The sequence below is a fragment of the Bradyrhizobium acaciae genome (genome assembly GCF_020889785.1).
Lineage (GTDB): Bacteria > Pseudomonadota > Alphaproteobacteria > Rhizobiales > Xanthobacteraceae > Bradyrhizobium > Bradyrhizobium acaciae.
Genome location: NZ_JACMYK010000003.1, coordinates 127,595 through 143,766, shown reverse-complemented (window position 1 = coordinate 143,766; position 16,172 = coordinate 127,595). Strand labels below are relative to the sequence as shown.

The window sequence follows — 16,172 nt, the reverse complement described above, 5'->3', positions numbered from 1 at the left end:
ATGGAATCGCTTTCTTGCGCGGGGCGACGTCGAGCCGAACATTCGTGTCCCGGCGCCGGCACCGAGACCCTTGCGGCTGTGACGATCCCCAACGGGTCGACCCGCACGCCGGACTCGAACTTTTTTCGCACCCCCCGTTGGCCGCCTCCTCAGCTCAGCAGCACAATGCCGCCGGGAAGTGTTTTCGCTTTCACGCCAAAGGCTTGCTCCAGCTGCAGAAGAACCTCGTCGATCCGATCGATATGGAAGCGGCCGTTGATCAGATGCGCGTTCAGATCGGCATTGACGATGAAGATCCGGCCCGATCGGTACCGGTTCACCTCTTCCACCACCTTGGGCAGCGGCGTGTAACGGAAGACGAGCAAGCCCTCTTGCCAGGCCGCTTCGACCGCCGGATCGATTGCGACGATATCGCTCAAGCGCCTTTCGTCGTAGGCGATCTGCTGCCTCTCACGAACAGTGCGGGCAATCCCCTGATGCTCGACGCGAACCTCGCCTCCCAAACAGGTGACACGCACCTCGGCGCCGAGGTAGCGCACGTCGAACGAGGCTTGCGTCGCAACCGTTTGACCGCTGGACGCGATCACAGTCACAGGTCTCGACAGCTGCGGAGTTGTCGCGATCGATGCCTGTCCGGTGATCAACTCGATCCGGCTGGTGTCGCCGTGGTCCGGCCGCAGCGCGATGCTGGTTCGCGAGTCGAGGTTGATCGAGACGCTGTCGCTCAAGGCAAGCTTGCGCTGCTCTCCCGCACCCGTCCGGTAATCTGCCGCAAGCTCGGACCATGACGGCCAGAGCTCGAGCGGGGGACGCAGCGCGACTGCCCCGGCAGCCACCGCCGCGGTGGCAAGTCCGCCGCGAAGGACCAGCCTGCGGTTCATCACGCGCCTTGCTTCGCCATCAAGCAACGCGCCGAGCGATGCAGGGTCGTACCGGAGGTTATGACCGGCGTTGCCAACCGTCTCCCAAAGCTTGCTTGCACTCGCAAAAGCAATCGCGTGGGCTGCGCTCTGCCGCCGCCACACCTGGAACGCATCGGCGTCCTCGACCGTCGCGTCTCCGGACGTCAGGCGCCTCACCCAGGCGTGTGCTTCCCGCTCCATCGCGCCGAGCCCCATGGTCGATTTGCCGCCTTCGCTGGTCATTCGGACTTGCCTCGCAGCGCACGCCATCGGCGGCCTCCGCAGCCGGGTCGTCCGCTTGTCCATTTGACGTTCGCCATAGCCATAAACCGCACAACTATTTTCCCAGCCTCAGCGCGCAGTGTTCCTGGGCGAGGCGGAGCTCCTTCTCGACCAGACGCAACGAGACCCCCAGCCGGCTGGCAATTTCCCGCTGCGGCATCCCCTGAAGCCGCGCCGCCAACAGGATGACCCGGCGCCGTGGCGTCAGTTCCGCAATCGCCTTCTCCAAGGCCTCGATCTCGAAGCGGGCCTCCGCAATCTGACCCGGCCCCGGCGCTTCGTCCACGATATGCAGCAGATCCTGGACCTCGTTGCGGGCCAGGCGCCGCTTCTCTGCCCGCTGCCGATCGATTGCGACATTGAAGGCCATGCGGAACAGATACGCGGCCGGGCTTTGGACCGAACCCACCACCTCCGCACGTCCGAGACGCACATAGGTGTCCTGCAACGCATCACTGGCCAGCTCCGCCGATCCCAAACGACGGCTAAGCCGCAGCTTGAGATCATCGTAACGGGCAGCCAGGAAGCTGCGGAGCATGGTCCGGGTTGCGTCACTCATTGCGGCACGCTCAATTCGCCTGGCCGCTGGTTGCGGATTGCGTCGATGCCGGCGCAATCCTTCGCCTGTTCCGACGGGCGCGGCGCAACAACCATGGTGAGGGGTTGCGAGATCCCCGGCGGAGGCGCCTCCTTCATTCTCAATCCGCGAAGCGTGGTCTCGATCGCACCATCGACGCGCCCATCGCCGGTCTTGCTCAGAAGCCTGGTCTGCTGGACGGTTCCGGTTGGAGCGATCCAGAACTGCACGGCGATCCGATACCGGCCCGGCCGCAGCACTGTATCCCGGCAGAATGCGTCCCTCACGTGCTCCTGCACCACGGCATAGTAACGGGCGCGAATGATTGGATCGCCCTTTAGCGCTTCGGCGTCGGGCGTCGTCCGCTGCCCGGCAGCCGGAGACGAGGGCACAATCACCACTGCATTCTCAGACGTCAGACGGCCGACAAGGCCGGTCCCATCGAGCAGCATCTGCAAGGCTTCAGATGGCGCGAAGACTCCCCTCACCTCGCCCGAGAGCCGGCCGGTCGCAAGCCGCGCATCGTAAAGCACCTCGCGCTTCGACGTGGCGCCATAGCTTTCCAGCGCGGATGTCAGGGGTTGCGAGGGAATATCGAACGTGATGCGCATTGCAGAGGCGCTCGGCCCCTCTTGTCCCACGGCGACATCGGTGCCGGCGGCCAGCATGCAGAGGCAGATCAAGACGCACAATCGACGAGGAGCGTCTGAGGGGCCTCCCGCCAAGCCCCTCGAAAGAAATCGAATGCCCATCGTATCCGCGTCGATTGTTTCCCAAGCGGGCCGCTGTGTCCAATCTGCAACGTTAGCGCCGAAGTGTGACAGCGGTGCGTAGGCTCGCGGAGGAGGATCTGAACCGTCCCGGGACGGCAGCACCCTCTATTTCTTCAGTTCGGCGTAAAGCTGCATCACCCGTTGCGGCAGCACCTCGATCCGCGGCACGCGGAGGGCACAGCGTTCACCGAAAATGCGATCGAGCTGGGGAAACCTGTCCTCGCCGACACCAAAGGCGAAAATATCGGTGCCGCGCCGCCGCAGCTGCTGCGCGGCACGGCGTGCGTCCTCCACGAGATATTGCGGATCGGGCACGTCGACATCGGAAGGCTCGCCGTCGGTGAGGACCAGCAGCACCTTTCGGAACGCGCGCCGGCCTGCGAGATAGCCCCCGGCATGGCGCAACGCCGCCCCAAGCCGGGTGGAATGGCTGCTGCCAAGCCCCGCGAGGCGCGCACGAACGACGGCGTCCATCGGCTCCTCAAAGCCCTTGATGCGCAGATAGCGGACGCGCTCGCGGCCGTCGGAGCTGAAGCCATGCACCGCGATCGCGTCATTGGCGGCGTCGACCGCCGTCGCCATGATCGCGGCCGCCTTGCGCTCGACATCGAGAACCGTCCGGCCACGGCGATCACGATCGGCGGTCGATTGCGACAGGTCCAGCAGCAGCAGAATCGCCAGATCGCGCGGTCCCGGCGCATCACGCTGGTAGACTCTTGGTTCGCTGATGCTGCCGGCGCGCCGCTCGATCGTCAGTGCGATCGCCGCGTCGATGTCGAGCGCATCGCCATCACGCTGGCCTTTATGCCGGACGCGGCGACCAATCGACGCGTCGCGGGTCAGCTCGGTGATCCAGCGCATCGCCTCGGTGTCCGTCGAAGGATCGAACGGCGGCGCGGAAACGTCGGCATCGGCTTCCAGAATCGTGGTCCAGTCCGCCCGTTCGGTACGCGCCGCATAATCCCATTCCGGGTAGGTCGCGACCGGAAATCCGTCCAGCAGCGTCACCGCGCTGGCCTTCGCGCGCAGCGTCTCGTCCGGTTTGGCGCTGTTATCGATTGATAGACCGCTCGGATCGTCACGTCGTTCGATCCGTACCGAATCGATCGCAAGTTCGATCGTCTCGGTCGGGCTGTCCGGCTGGTCGCCAAAATCCCACAGTGCCAGATTGTCGTCGCGATAGGCCGGTTCGACGACGTAGCTCTTGGCATTGAATTGCAGCCGCATCTGCCCGATGTCGTTGCCGAGCAGCCCGCCGATCTCGCGGCTGATGGCCGGATCGGTCCAGCGGCCGGCGGCATCGGCAAACAGCTGATGTCCCTTGGTCACCCACGCATCCGGATCTCGATAGTCCGGGTCGATCAGCGCCCGCGCCAACCGCATCATCAGTCCGGCTGCTGTGGCCTGCCCCGATGGCGTCACAGTGTGGAACGGCAGCCACAGCCGGCGGAGGCCGGGCATCTCGCGCAGCGTCAACGTCTCGACCCTGGCATCCTCGATCAGCGAGATCAGCGCAATCTGCAGCGCCTTCAGTCGCCCGACAGGAAAGCGGACGGTGGAAAGCGCCAGATGCGCACCGGCATGCGCGACGGCTGCGAGATAGACCGCGTCCGCCGCCTCACTCTCGAAGCCGGGAAAGGTCTCGGGAAGGCCGATCAGGCCGGCGACGAGCGACGTGCGCCGCGGCACCGGTGCCGGCGCAACGGCTAGCTTGCGGAAGCGTGGCTTCCTGTTCCACAAGGCGATCGTTGTGGCAGCGAGGCGTTTCTCCAGCCGTGCGAAATCGTCGCCGGTCCGGCCGACGGCGAACAGCCGCGCCGAGAGCGGATCGTCGAGCGCGAAATAAGTGCGCCGCCGCGCCGCGCGGCCGCCGCTTGCGCGCAAGCCGGCGGAAACCCAGGCGGAGAAATCCTCGCCGCCTGCATGCGCAAGCAGTTGCCCAAGGCGGCCGATCGCAAGGCCGACCGATTCCGGCCCCACATCGGCGAGCTCGCCAAGCGCGGCAAGAACGGTCGAGAGCTCTCCAGCCCCCGAGAGCCGGGGTAGCACCTTGGACATTTCGGCCAGCAGCGCATGGGCAGCGCGGCTGCCGGCGTTGCGGCCGATATCCCCAGCGGCGCGGCCGATCGCGATCAGGTCATAGGTCGATCGCGGCGCTCGCCATTGCTGCGACAGTTGCAGAAAGCCCGACAGCACGGCCTTGCCGAGATTGGCCTCGAACAGGTCGTGCACAGCCTCGTCCCAGGCCGCGAGATGATCGGGCGGAGCCATCCGGTACAATGCGGCCCGGGCCGCCTGCACGGCCGCGCCGATGTCATCGTGGCCACGCAAGAGCGCCGCAAGCCGGCGTCCGGATCGGAAGCTATCGAGCGAACTGATTTGCGCGACCGCCACCTCCGAGTTTCCATTCACGCACAGGCCGAGATCACGTCGCGCAACGTGTTCCTGGTGTCAGCGTCATCGGTCAGCGGAACGACGATCGTGGTCTCGCATGCCTTCTCGAGGCTGATGCCGCATCCGATCAAGCGGCCGGCATTGACCAGCATCCGGGTCGAGGCGCCCTCGTCGAGACCTTGGCCCTTCAGGTTGCGGCTGTGCTGGGCGATCTTCACCAGGAGATCGGCGAGGTTGGGTTCGATGCCGGCCTCGCGCGACACCACCTCGGTTTCGGCCGGCCGGTCGGGGTAACCGAAATCCAGCGCCGCGAAGCGCTGCTTGGTGGATTCCTTGAGGTCCTTGATCGCGCTCTGGTAGCCGGGATTGTAGGAAATCACGAGCTGGAAGTCGGAATGCGCGTGGATCAGCTCGCCACGCTTTTCCAGCGGCAGCACGCGCCGATCATCCGTCAACGGATGGATCACGACCGTCGTGTCCTGCCGCGCCTCGACGATCTCGTCGAGATAGCAGATCGCGCCAAGACGTACCGCTGTCGTCAGCGGCCCGTCGCTCCACACCGTGCCCTCTGCGTCGAGCAGCCACCGCCCCACCAGGTCAGCCGCCGTCATGTCCTCGTGACAGGCCACCGTGATCAGCGGCCGGCCGAGCCGCCACGCCATGTATTCGATGAAGCGGGTCTTGCCGCAGCCGGTGGGACCTTTCAGCATCACCGGCATGCGGTTCGCATAGGCTGCGCCGAACAGTTCGACCTCGTCCTTGAGCGGCCGGTAGTACGGCTCTTCCCGGATCCGGTACTGGTCGAGCAGCAAAGCGGGATTGGACAAGCTCACGCCTCCCATGATCGCGCAGGCAGTCGTTCGCAATCGTTTGAGATCACGATGCGAGCAATTCCTTGAGCTTGGTGTCGATGAAGGCGACATCGACCGGATTGGTTCCCGGCCCGCCCGCGAAATGGCCCCAGATCGACGGCACCGGCACGAACTTGGCGTTCGGCATGTTCGCGACCTCGTTCTCGCTGTCTTCCGGCGGGAAATAGAGGTCGGTCTGACCGGGCATGACGTAGGTCTTGGCCTTTATCGCCCGCAACGCCGCCTTCAAATCGCCGCTGTAGATCTCGTTGGCGCTGATGTCGCCGTTCTGCCAGGTCCACAGCATGGTGAGCAGGTTATTGGCGTCCTTCGGCAGGAAGAAGCCCTCCCAGAACGCCACCAGGAAATCCTCCAGCGACGAATACCCCATCGTCTTGATGTCGAGCTGCTCGCGATAAAACGCCTGCGAAAAGCCCCAGCCGGCATAGACCCGCGCGGCGGCGCGCAGGCCGCGGGCCGGCTTGTCGGTGTACCAGCCCTCCTTCCAGGCGGCGTCCGCCGTGAGTGCGGCCTTGACGCCTTCGAGGAACACATAATTGTGCCGCGAGCATTTGGCCGAGCCGCAGAACGGCGCCAAGAGATCCATCATGTCGGGATAGAGCGCGCCCCAATGGAAGGTCTGCAAGGCGCCCATCGACCAGCCGACCACCAGGCGGATGTGCTTGATGCCGAACTTCTCGGTCACCAGCCGGTGCTGGGCGCGCACATTGTCATAGGCGGTCACCTGCGGAAAGCGCGGCCCATTATACGGCTCAGGCGTGTTGCTCGGCGACGACGACAGACCATTGCCCAGCATGTTGGGAATGATGATGAAGTACTTCGCCGGATCGAGCGCCATGCCCGGCCCGATCAGCCATTCGTTGTCGTAGTGCTGGCCCGAGTACCAGGTCGGATAGACGATCACATTGTCCTTGGCCGCGTTGAGCTGGCCGAACGTCTTGTAGGCGAGCTTGCAGTCGCGGATGGTCGCGCCGCGCTGCAAGGTCAGATTGCCGAGATCATAGATCTGATAGTCGACGCTCATTGATGTACCCTTCTTGCTTGATTGAGCTGATCGCTTACGCGGGACGCGCCACCTTCTCCGTCGACGACTCCACCCGCGCGATCGCCCCGTACACGATACCGGCGACCAGCGCGGCTGATATCGCAGTGGACAGCCCCGGCATCAGATTTTCAACCGCAAAGGCGCACAGCGACCCGATGCCCCAGGCGATGAACGGCTTCGCACGCCAGTCCACGTCCGCTCGCGCTCCGGCCCGCAACAGGTATTGATCGACCAGGATGATCGCGCCGATCGGCGGCACGAGGATGCCGAGCAGCGACAGCCACTGGATGAAGAACGCCCAGACATTGCCCGCGGCGACAACGATGCCGATGGCGCCGAGGATCACGGCCATCAGGCGCATGTTGGTGCCGAGGATGCGCGACCAGCCGGTGGCCGCGTTGTACAGGCAGTGCGAGCAGACCGAGCCGAGATTGGCGTAGAGGAAGATGAACGCGAGGATGCTGAGCCAGGTGAGCTGCTTGCCGTTCATGTAACCGAACATGTTATCGACGCCGAACGGATTGGCGTTCGGCACCGCGAGCGCAGCCGTCATCACGCCGCCAACCAGCATCGCCACCAGATTGGCGAACGGAAATGCGCTGAACGTGGCTACCAGCGATGCCCGTGGACTCGGTGCCCAGCGGTTGAAGTCCGCGGTCACCGTGCCGGCGTCGATAAACAAGGCGAGCACCACCGTGAGACCGACGCCCATCGACATGCTGGTTACGCCGTTATTGCCGGCATAGCTGAAGATGGCTGTGGCTGTCGTGGTCGAGGCGGCATCAGCCGCGACCCAGAGGCCGAGAACGACGAAGAGCGGCACCGATGCCAACCCGATATAGTGCAATCCCTTCACACCGACGAAGGTGATGGCGATATAGAGCACGCCTGCGACGATCGTCATCGCCACATAGTTGAGGCCGTAAGTCGAGGAGATCAGAGCGCCGGTGATGCCGGTCTGCACCGCGTACCAGCCCAGCAGCAAGGTCGACAGCAGGCCGGACGCCAGCACATAGCCCTTCTTTCCGAACACGATGCTGGCGATCAGCGCGAAGTTCATGCCGCGCCGCGTGCCGATCAGACCGAGCGCGCCGACATAGGCGAACATGATCAGATTGCCGACGATCATCGCCACCAGTGCATTCTTGAAGCCCATGCCGAGCACCAGCAGCGATCCGGTCATCGCGCCGGTGATGATCATGGGAAAGCCCAGCCATACCATCATGACCGAGAAGGCGCTGCGCCTGGCGCTGATCGGCACCGGCTCGTGTTCGAATTCATGGCCGAGAAGATCGTCGATCTGCCCCTCGGTCTGCTGAACCAGTCCGTTGTCCGTTTGGCTGCTCATGGTAACCCCCGTTTCCCTTTGCAACAGTTTCGGAGCCACGCCGGCGCAAGCGATCGCGCCGGCGCAGCCCGGTTTTTCCGATCAGCGATGCGCGACCTTCTGGTTCGGAATGCCCTCGATCGGACATTCGTCGGTTCCGACGGTCGGCCGGGTCATGGCTTCGACCATCTCCCGCGTGCCCTCAGGGTCCGTGATCCAGTTCTTGTAGAATGTGTAGGGGCAGACCGCGTGACCGCGATCACCTTCGCCTGAGTTGATCAGGCCGGTATAGCCGCGGTGCATCAGCTTGAAGAGATGGTTCTGCGACTGCATGTTGCGGCGGGCGTCGCGGATCAGGGAGACCGACAGCTGCGCATACTGGATGCCGTTCTCCTCGGTGCCGCACTCGCCGAGCGTGCGGCCGTCGAAGCCGATCAGCGCGGAATGGCCGAAGTAGGAATAGACCCCGTCGAAACCCGAGGCGTTGGCGACCGCTACGTAGCAGTTGTTGGCCCAGGCCATCGACTTCGAGATCTGGATCTGCTGCTCCTTGGCCGGATACATGTAGCCCTGGCAACGGACGATCAATTCGGCGCCGCGCATCGCGCAGTCACGCCAGATCTCCGGATAATTGCCGTCGTCGCAGATGATCAGGCTGATCTTCAGTCCCTTCGGGCCATCAGAGACATAGGTGCAATCGCCGGGATACCAGCCCTCGATCGGCACCCACGGCATGATCTTGCGATACTTCTGAACGATCTCGCCCTTGTCGTTCATCAGGATCAGGGTGTTGTACGGCGCCTTGTTCGGATGCTCCTCATGGCGCTCGCCGGTCAGCGAGAACACGCCCCAGACCTTGGCCTTGCGGCAGGCGTCGGCGAAGATGCGGGTTTCCTCGCCCGGCACCGACGAAGCCGTCTCGTACATCTCCTTGGAGTCGTACATGATGCCGTGGGTCGAGTATTCCGGGAAGATCACGAGATCCATGCCCGGCAGACCGAGCTTCATGCCCTCGACCATCTTGGCGATGTTGCGCGCGTTCTCCAGCACCTCGGCCTTGGTGTGCAGACGCGGCATCTTGTAGTTGACCACGGCGACGCCGACCGTGTCCTTGCTGCTCGATATGTCTCCATGCAACATGTCTCGACTCCCTTTCTTGAATATTCCCGCTACACGGCCATGTGCAGCTGGATGAGATCATCGGTGAGCTCACCGATCGCACCCTTGGCGACGACGCGTCCCTTTTCGAGCAACGCGAAGCGGTGAGAGGCGCGCCGCGCGAACGCGACATTCTGTTCGACCAGCACGACCGTGATGCCGCGCTCGCGGTTGAGGCGGGTGATCACGTCTTCGATTTGCTCGACGATGTTCGGCTGGATACCCTCGGTCGGCTCGTCCAGCAGGATGACCTTGGGCTGGGCGAGCAGCGCACGGGCGATCGCAAGCTGCTGCTGCTGGCCGCCGGAGAGATTGCCGCCGTAACGATTGAGAAAATCCTTGAGCACCGGAAACAACTCGAGCACCCATTCCTCGATGCCGTTGGCCGATTTCGCGGCGAAGGTTCCAAGCGTCAGATTCTCCCGCACGGTGAAGCGCGGCAGGATTCCACGCCCCTGCGGCACGTAGGCGATACCGGCCTTGGCGCGCTGATGGGTGCGCAGCGGCGAGATGTCGGCGCCGTCGAGCGACAGCCGTCCGGTGCAGCGGTCCATCAGGCCGAGGATGCTGCGCATCAGCGTGGTCTTGCCGACCCCGTTACGGCCGAGCACCGAGAGGAATTCGCCGTTGCCGACTGCCAGGTTGATGCCCTGCAGGGCCCGGCTGTTGCCGTAGAAGGCGTCGACGTCGGTCAGCTCAAGCATGGCTGATGCCTCCCGATCCCAAATAGGCGCGGCGGACTTCGGGATGCGCCTCGACTTCCGCGGCGGTGCCTTCGGCGAGCATCTGGCCCATATGCATCACCGAGATGACGTCGCCGATCGCCTTGACGAAGCCCATGTCGTGCTCGACCACGATCAGCGTGTGCCTGCCTTTCAAGCGCGCGAACAGCTCGGCGGTCTTGCGGGTCTCCTGCGCCGTCATGCCGGCGGTCGGCTCGTCCATCAGGATCAGCTCGGCGTCCTGGGCAACCAGCATGCCGATCTCGAGCCACTGGGTCTGGCCGTGCGACAGATAGGCGGCGGGGCGGTCGAGCTCGTCGGTGAGCCCGACCAGCTCGGCCAAACGTTCGACGTCCGCGCGCCCTGTATTGCCGATGTTCCAGCGCAGATTGCCGAGCACGGAGGTGCGACGCGCCCGTGCCACTTCGAGGTTCTCGCTCACCGAAAGCTCGCGGAACACGCTCGGCACCTGGAACTTGCGGCCGACGCCGGCGCGGGCGATCTCGTATTCTTCGAGATCCTGCAGCGCGGTGCCGTCGAAGCTGACGGTACCCGCGCTCGGCTTGACCTTGCCGCAGATGATATCGAGCGCCGTGGTCTTGCCGGCGCCGTTCGGCCCGATCAGGCAGCGCAGCTCGCCCTTGCGCACGCTCATGTTGAGCGCGTTGAGCGCCTTGAAGCCGTTGAAGCTGACCGAGACGTCGCGAAGATCGAGATGGGAGTTCATGTGCTGCCCTCCGTCTGGCCGACGCCTTGCGCAACGCCGCGACCGGCAGCCTGGCGGCGCTGCACGATCCAGCGCAGGACGACCTGCGCGAGGCCGGCGAGCCCCTTCGGCAGGAACAGCACCACGAGCACGAACAGCGCGCCCATCACCAGTGTCCAGGTTTCCAGGAACGCTGCGGATTCCGACAGCGCGCCCTGCATGCCTGCCACCAGCACCGCGCCGAGGAACGCACCGACCAGGCTCTGCCTGCCGCCGACGGCGCACCACACCACCACCGAAAGCGAAAGCTGCACGCCGAGGAAGGTCGGCGAGGCAAACTCCATCACCACCGTGTAGAGCATGCCGGCAAGGCCTGCGATCGCCGCCGACAGCGCGAACACGAAGATCTGGTAGAGCGCAACGTCGTAGCCGAAGTAACGCACCCGGCTCTCGTGATCGCGGATCGCCTGCACGATCAGGCCGGCCTTGGTCCTTGTGAAGGCAAAGGCCACCAGCAGGCTGAGCAGGACGCAACCGGCGACGAGATAGTAGGTTGCGCGGCCATAGGCATCGAACGCGACGCCGAAAATCTCGAGCTGCGCCAGATCGGTGATGCCGTTGAAGCCCCCGGTGTAGCTCTGCTGGTCGATGATCACGAGATTGATCACCACCATGGTGGCGAGCGTGATGATCGAGACATAGACGCCGGTGACACGTCCGCGAAACATGAACCAGCCGAGCGCCGCCGCGACCAGCGCCGGCACGACGAGGCCCGCAGCGATGGCGAAGGACAGCGAGCGGAACGGCTCCCAGAACCACGGCAGATGCTGGACGTTGTTCCAGACCATGAAGTCCGGCAGCCCGCTCGCGCCGGTATGCACCGGCACGGTCTTGAGCTTCAGCGCCATCGCCATGGCGTAGGAGCCGAGCCCGAAGCTCATCGCCTGGCCGAGGTTCAGGATGCCGCCGAAGCCCCAGGACAGGCCGAGCGACACCGTGAGGATGCCGAGCACCAGATAGCGCGCGACCTTGTTGAGCAGAAAATCATTGTTGAGCAGCACCGGGAGCGCGAACACCACGGCGCAGACGATCAGCAACGGTGCAAGCTGCGCGATCAGGCGCTGCAATCCGCTGGAGTGAGAAACATGCGACGGCATAGATGAGCGATCTGTCTCAGGCCCGCACGCGTGCGGTGAAAAGCCCTTCGGGGCGGAAACGGATGAGGACGACGATGGCGAGCAGCACGATCGCCTTGGCCACCGTGTCGTTCTGCAGGAAGGCGATGCCGCCGGAGAGCTCGCCGAGGATGAAGGCGCTCGCGACGGTTCCGGCGAGGCTCTGCACGCCGCCGAGCACCACCACCATGAAGGCATCGACCACGTAGCCGGTGCCCATGTCAGGCGATACGCTCTTCAGCGGCGACACCAGCGCCCCGGCAAGTCCCGCGAGGCCCGCGCCATAGGCGAAGGTCAGCGCATAGACCCGTTTGGCGTTGATGCCGAAGGACGCTGCGACCGAACGGTCCTGGATGATGGCGCGGAGCTTCATCCCAACCGTCGTGCGATTCATCAGCAACCAGGTCGCCCCGAACAGCGCGATCGACACCACGAACAGGAACACGCGATATGACGACACCGGGATGCCGAACACGCTCATGCTGCTCGACAGTGCCGGGGGCAGCTGCACGTAGCGCAGCTCGCTGCCAACCATCAGCCGCACCGCCTGTTGCAGCATGATGCCGACGCCCCAGGTCGCAAGAATCGTATCCAATGGCCGGTTGTTGAGCAGGCTCAGAACGTAGCGTTCGATAACCCAGCCGAATGCGGCAACCACGAGGAAGATCGGAACGAGGCTCGCCAGCAGGCCGAGTCCGAGATAGGTGTGAAACACCCAGGCTGCGTAAGCGCCGAGCATCACGAACTCGCCGTGGGCGAGATTGATGATGCCCATCGAGCCGTAGATGATCGACAGGCCCAGCGCGACCAGCAGCAGGATCGATCCGATGCTGAGGCCGGTGACGATTTGTTCGATGAATTGGTCCACGTCGGGATCCGCTTTCGATATTCGTTGGCAGGCACTGCTCTCGCACGCGCTGTGCGAGAGCGGCATTCGTTGCGGGGATGCTGGCCGCCGGCGCCGCACGCCGACGGCCGTTGTCGCCCCCATCGTCAGCTCTTCTCGACCAGGCCCTTCTCGGTGCAGGACTGCCCGGGATAGGCCGCGTAAGGCACCGGCTTCAGCCAATCCTTGGCCTCGACGAGAATCTCGAACTGGCCGTTCGACTTCGCCTGCGCGATCTTGGGCCACAGCCAGGTGTGCAGATTCTCCGGCTCGATCCGGACCTTGCCCTGCGGCGCAACCATTTCCTGGCCCTTGACCGCGTCGCGGATGTTCGGCGGCGTGAGGTCGCTGGTCGCAAGCTTCTCGACCGCCTGCTTGAACAGATAGGTCTGGAAGTAGCAGGCCTCAGACACGAAATGCGTCACCTTGTCGGCGCCCCAGCGCTTCTTGTAGGCCTCGACGAACTTCTCGTTCTCCGGCGACTTGTGCACCATGAAGTAGGGTGCCGAGGTGAAGTGACCGGCGGCAGCCTCCCCGCCCATCGCCGCGACCTCGTTCTCGGAGGTCGTGAGACTCGCCATCGGCATCTTCTCGGGATCGAGGCCGGCAGCCTTGTACTGACGATGCAGCGCGACCACGGAATCGCCGACCACTGTGGAGAAGATCACGTTCGGCTGCGTCGAGCGGATCTTGTTGATGACGGAAGAGAATTCGGAATGGCCGAGCGGCACATATTCTTCCGCCACGACCTCGCCGCCGAGCTTCTCAAGCAGCTTCTTGCAGTAGTTGTTCTCTTCTTTCGGATAGATGTAGTTGGAGCCGATCAGATAGAACTTCTTGCCGAATTTCTTGACCAGCCAGGGCACGAACTCGTCCTGCTGCTGGTTCGGCACCGCGCCGGTGTAGATCACGTTCTTCGAGCACTCGCGGCCTTCATAGAGCGTCGGATACCAATAGAGATTGTTCTGCCGCTCAAACACCGGAAGCACCGCCTTGCGGCTGGCCGACGTGTAGGAGCCGAACACGCTGACGCATTTGTCGCCGACGACGAGCTTGCGCGCCTTCTCCGAGAAGGTCGCAGGATCGGACGCAGGATCCTCGACGATCGGCACGATCTTGCTGCCCTTGATGCCGCCGGCGGCGTTGATTTCCTCGATCGCAAGCAGCGTCGCCTTGTTGAGCGACTCCTCGATGATCGCGGTCGTTCCCGTCAGCGAGAACAGCACGCCGACCTTGATCTCGCCGCCGGCGGCATAAGCGAGGTCGGCGTTCTTGATCCAGATGTGCGGCAGTCCGGCGCCGGCAAACGCGCCAAGCGCCGCGGTATTCCTCAGCAAAGTCCGCCGTGAAATGCTCATCCCTAGCTCCCTTCAGGACTGAAAAAAACAAAAAGCCCTCCCGATGCGCGCTTACGCGAGCATTGGGAGGGCTTTGTTGCCGGTTTTGTCGAAGGCGGCGCTGTCGCCGCCGGCCCCGCTATTGGGGCTTACTGTTGATGATCGTAGCCAAGCAGTTCGAACGAGTCAACAATCGCCGCAGCGACTGCACTTGCGGATACGCGGCGATCCATCGCCTGCCGTCGGATGAAGCCATAGGCTTCGGTTTCCGGCATCTGCCGCGTCGCCATCAGAATCGCCTTAGCGCGTTCCACCGTGCGCATCGAGCGCAGATTGTCGTCGAGCTTCTCGATCTTGCTGCGCAGACGCCGTTCGTAGCTGAACTGGCTGCGCGCCAGCACGAGGCTCGACAACACGGCATTCTGCGTGAACGGCCGCGGCAGAACGGCGTTGGGCGTCGCATGACACAGCGCGTCGGCGTGAACCGCTTCCGTCGCCGGCAGGATCACCACCAGCGCCGAACGCGCATCGCCGGGAATCCACGGCAGGCGCCGCGCCAGATCCGGCGAATATTCGCAATACACCACGTCGGCATCGGCCGGCACGCTCTCCGGCATCGGCCAGATCTGACGCACCCGCATCCTGAACCGTTGCAATTCTCGCAGCAACATGCCGACCTGATCGTCGACCGGCGCGACCACCACGGCCGACAGATCGGCAAGTTCCTGAACCATGGTCTTGCGCCCGCCGACGTCTCGGCTCAGCGTCGGCTTACGCGACATTTCGTTCATTGGACGCTTCCTGTTTGCGTTGCACGACCATATCCGATCAGGAACGGATCGGCATGCACCGGCTCTTTTGACTGACTGACGACATCGAACTGGCCCTGACGGTTGGCGCGCCCGATGCGGGTCCACAGATCAGTATGCCCCGACATCGGGTTGACGGTGACAGCACCTTGCGGTGCATCAAAGCTGGTGCCGAACACCATGGAGCGGAGCACTTCGGTGTCGAGCGAATTGACCTGCTGAAGCGCTTTCGCGAACAGATGCAGCTGGAAATAGGATGCTTCGGCGCACATGTTGGTGGAGATATCGGCGCCGAACCGCTTCTTGAAGCGCTGCACAAACACGTTGTTGGCGCTGCCCTCGACGCCCTGGAAATACGATGCCGCCGTCACGTGTCCTTCACCGACGTCGAAGCCCATGGCAGCTATTTCGGCTTCCGTCGTGGTCAGACTGGCGATCGGCACCTGCTTTGGATCGAGCCCGACATTCGCGTAGGCCTGATAGAGAAAGACGGTGCCCTCGCCAACGACGGTCGAGAAAATCACGTCCGGCCTGACACGCTTGATGTCCTGGATGATCGGCACGAAGTCCTGCCAGCGCGCATAGACGTTGACGTAGCGTTCGCCGACGACCGAGCCGCCATTGCTCTTGAGCAGTTCCCGCATCACCCGGTTGGATTCGCGCGGATAGATGTAATCCGATCCCACGAAATAGAACCGTGTTCCGAACGTATCCATCAAATAGCGGCACAGCGCGAGGCTGTTCTGGTTCGGCGAGGCGCCGGTATAGATGACGTTGGGTGACGCCTCGAAGCCTTCATAAAGCGTCGGGTACCAAAGCAGGCCGTTCAGCCGCTCGACCACCGGCAGCACGGCCTTGCGGCTCGACGAGGTGTAGCAGCCGAAGATGGTGCTGACCTGATCCTCGACCATCAGCCGCTTGGCGTAGTGGCCATAGGCCGCCGAATCCGATCCGGGATCATAGGCAACGGGAACCAGCTCGCGGCCGCAGACGCCGCCCGCCTCGTTCACCTCCTCGATCGCGAGCTGCGTGCCCTGATACTGAGTCTCCTCGATCACCGACATGAAGCCGGTGCGCGAGAACAGCACGCCTATCCGCCAAGGAGCGGAGGTTGTTTGGGTAGGGTTCGACATGATCAGGCCCTCGACAGAATTGGAGGGACGAGAGGGATTATTGTTCTTGTTGCTCTCGAACAGCATTGCCGGGA

15 protein-coding genes are annotated in these 16,172 nt (G+C 63.7%); all 15 read right to left on the bottom strand.

The genetic code is table 11. From position 1 onward, the window contains the following. Nucleotides 1-149 precede the first annotated feature (149 nt). Nucleotides 150-1,145, bottom strand: coding sequence for a FecR family protein (locus tag H8A92_RS02995; protein WP_229194370.1), 996 nt, complete (start codon nucleotides 1,143-1,145; stop codon nucleotides 150-152). A 94-nt stretch (nucleotides 1,146-1,239) separates the two neighbouring features. Next, nucleotides 1,240-1,743 (bottom strand): RNA polymerase sigma factor, encoded by a 504-nt coding sequence (locus tag H8A92_RS02990; protein WP_229194369.1) that lies wholly within the window; start codon nucleotides 1,741-1,743, stop codon nucleotides 1,240-1,242. Continuing rightward, the gene (locus H8A92_RS02985) at nucleotides 1,740-2,444 is read right to left on the bottom strand and encodes an STN domain-containing protein (protein ID WP_229194368.1); all 705 of its coding nucleotides are present in this window, start codon (nucleotides 2,442-2,444) and stop codon (nucleotides 1,740-1,742) included. The genes H8A92_RS02990 and H8A92_RS02985 overlap by 4 nt, the downstream gene beginning before the upstream one ends. A gap of 195 nt (nucleotides 2,445-2,639) precedes the next feature. Continuing rightward, on the bottom strand, nucleotides 2,640-4,928 hold the full coding sequence (locus H8A92_RS40935; protein WP_229194367.1) for a nitric oxide reductase activation protein NorD: 2,289 nt from the start codon (nucleotides 4,926-4,928) through the stop codon (nucleotides 2,640-2,642). A 14-nt stretch (nucleotides 4,929-4,942) separates the two neighbouring features. Then, nucleotides 4,943-5,755: a CbbQ/NirQ/NorQ/GpvN family protein gene (locus tag H8A92_RS02975; RefSeq protein ID WP_274613199.1), complete on the bottom strand. Its 813-nt coding sequence runs from the start codon at nucleotides 5,753-5,755 to the stop codon at nucleotides 4,943-4,945. Nucleotides 5,756-5,804: 49 nt separating this feature from the next. Then, on the bottom strand, nucleotides 5,805-6,824 hold the full coding sequence (locus H8A92_RS02970) for an alpha/beta fold hydrolase (protein WP_229194366.1): 1,020 nt from the start codon (nucleotides 6,822-6,824) through the stop codon (nucleotides 5,805-5,807). 34 nt (nucleotides 6,825-6,858) lie between these two features. Then, nucleotides 6,859-8,193, bottom strand: coding sequence for a purine-cytosine permease family protein (locus H8A92_RS02965; protein WP_229194365.1), 1,335 nt, complete (start codon nucleotides 8,191-8,193; stop codon nucleotides 6,859-6,861). Between the two features lie 81 nt (nucleotides 8,194-8,274). Beyond that, nucleotides 8,275-9,312 (bottom strand): aliphatic amidase, encoded by a 1,038-nt coding sequence (locus H8A92_RS02960; RefSeq protein WP_212023070.1) that lies wholly within the window; start codon nucleotides 9,310-9,312, stop codon nucleotides 8,275-8,277. A gap of 29 nt (nucleotides 9,313-9,341) precedes the next feature. Then, entirely contained in the window at nucleotides 9,342-10,034 is a 693-nt protein-coding gene (urtE, locus tag H8A92_RS02955; protein ID WP_229194364.1) for an urea ABC transporter ATP-binding subunit UrtE, read from the bottom strand. Next, on the bottom strand, nucleotides 10,027-10,779 hold the full coding sequence (gene urtD, locus H8A92_RS02950) for an urea ABC transporter ATP-binding protein UrtD (RefSeq protein ID WP_229194363.1): 753 nt from the start codon (nucleotides 10,777-10,779) through the stop codon (nucleotides 10,027-10,029). Before urtD ends, urtE begins: the two co-directional genes overlap by 8 nt. Beyond that, nucleotides 10,776-11,915 carry an urea ABC transporter permease subunit UrtC gene (urtC, locus tag H8A92_RS02945; protein ID WP_229194362.1) on the bottom strand — a complete coding sequence of 380 codons (1,140 nt, stop codon included), beginning with the start codon at nucleotides 11,913-11,915 and terminating at the stop codon, nucleotides 10,776-10,778. The genes urtD and urtC overlap by 4 nt, the downstream gene beginning before the upstream one ends. Before the next feature lie 16 nt (nucleotides 11,916-11,931). Further along, complete coding sequence (urtB, locus tag H8A92_RS02940; RefSeq protein WP_229194361.1) at nucleotides 11,932-12,801, bottom strand: urea ABC transporter permease subunit UrtB; 870 nt, start codon at nucleotides 12,799-12,801, stop codon at nucleotides 11,932-11,934. Between the two features lie 125 nt (nucleotides 12,802-12,926). Next, entirely contained in the window at nucleotides 12,927-14,177 is a 1,251-nt protein-coding gene (locus H8A92_RS02935; protein WP_175068368.1) for a transporter substrate-binding domain-containing protein, read from the bottom strand. Between the two features lie 128 nt (nucleotides 14,178-14,305). Next, a complete protein-coding gene (locus tag H8A92_RS02930; protein ID WP_229194360.1) occupies nucleotides 14,306-14,947 on the bottom strand; it encodes an ANTAR domain-containing response regulator in 642 nt (213 codons plus the stop codon). Next, nucleotides 14,944-16,098 carry a transporter substrate-binding domain-containing protein gene (locus H8A92_RS02925; RefSeq protein ID WP_229194359.1) on the bottom strand — a complete coding sequence of 385 codons (1,155 nt, stop codon included), beginning with the start codon at nucleotides 16,096-16,098 and terminating at the stop codon, nucleotides 14,944-14,946. The genes H8A92_RS02930 and H8A92_RS02925 overlap by 4 nt, the downstream gene beginning before the upstream one ends. Nucleotides 16,099-16,172 lie beyond the last annotated feature (74 nt).

What these genes read in the sequence shown, in the direction of transcription:
- H8A92_RS02970 (WP_229194366.1), bottom strand. Translation starts at nt 6,824, where the DNA reads ATGAGCGTCGACTATCAGATCTATGATCTCGGCAATCTGACCTTGCAG.
- H8A92_RS02960 (WP_212023070.1), bottom strand. Translation starts at nt 9,312, where the DNA reads ATGTTGCATGGAGACATATCGAGCAGCAAGGACACGGTCGGCGTCGCC.
- H8A92_RS02925 (WP_229194359.1), bottom strand. Translation starts at nt 16,098, where the DNA reads ATGTCGAACCCTACCCAAACAACCTCCGCTCCTTGGCGGATAGGCGTG.
- H8A92_RS02935 (WP_175068368.1), bottom strand. Translation starts at nt 14,177, where the DNA reads ATGAGCATTTCACGGCGGACTTTGCTGAGGAATACCGCGGCGCTTGGC.
- H8A92_RS02995 (WP_229194370.1), bottom strand. Translation starts at nt 1,145, where the DNA reads ATGACCAGCGAAGGCGGCAAATCGACCATGGGGCTCGGCGCGATGGAG.
- H8A92_RS02990 (WP_229194369.1), bottom strand. Translation starts at nt 1,743, where the DNA reads ATGAGTGACGCAACCCGGACCATGCTCCGCAGCTTCCTGGCTGCCCGT.
- H8A92_RS02930 (WP_229194360.1), bottom strand. Translation starts at nt 14,947, where the DNA reads ATGAACGAAATGTCGCGTAAGCCGACGCTGAGCCGAGACGTCGGCGGG.
- H8A92_RS02965 (WP_229194365.1), bottom strand. Translation starts at nt 8,193, where the DNA reads ATGAGCAGCCAAACGGACAACGGACTGGTTCAGCAGACCGAGGGGCAG.
- urtD (WP_229194363.1), bottom strand. Translation starts at nt 10,779, where the DNA reads ATGAACTCCCATCTCGATCTTCGCGACGTCTCGGTCAGCTTCAACGGC.
- urtC (WP_229194362.1), bottom strand. Translation starts at nt 11,915, where the DNA reads ATGCCGTCGCATGTTTCTCACTCCAGCGGATTGCAGCGCCTGATCGCG.
- urtE (WP_229194364.1), bottom strand. Translation starts at nt 10,034, where the DNA reads ATGCTTGAGCTGACCGACGTCGACGCCTTCTACGGCAACAGCCGGGCC.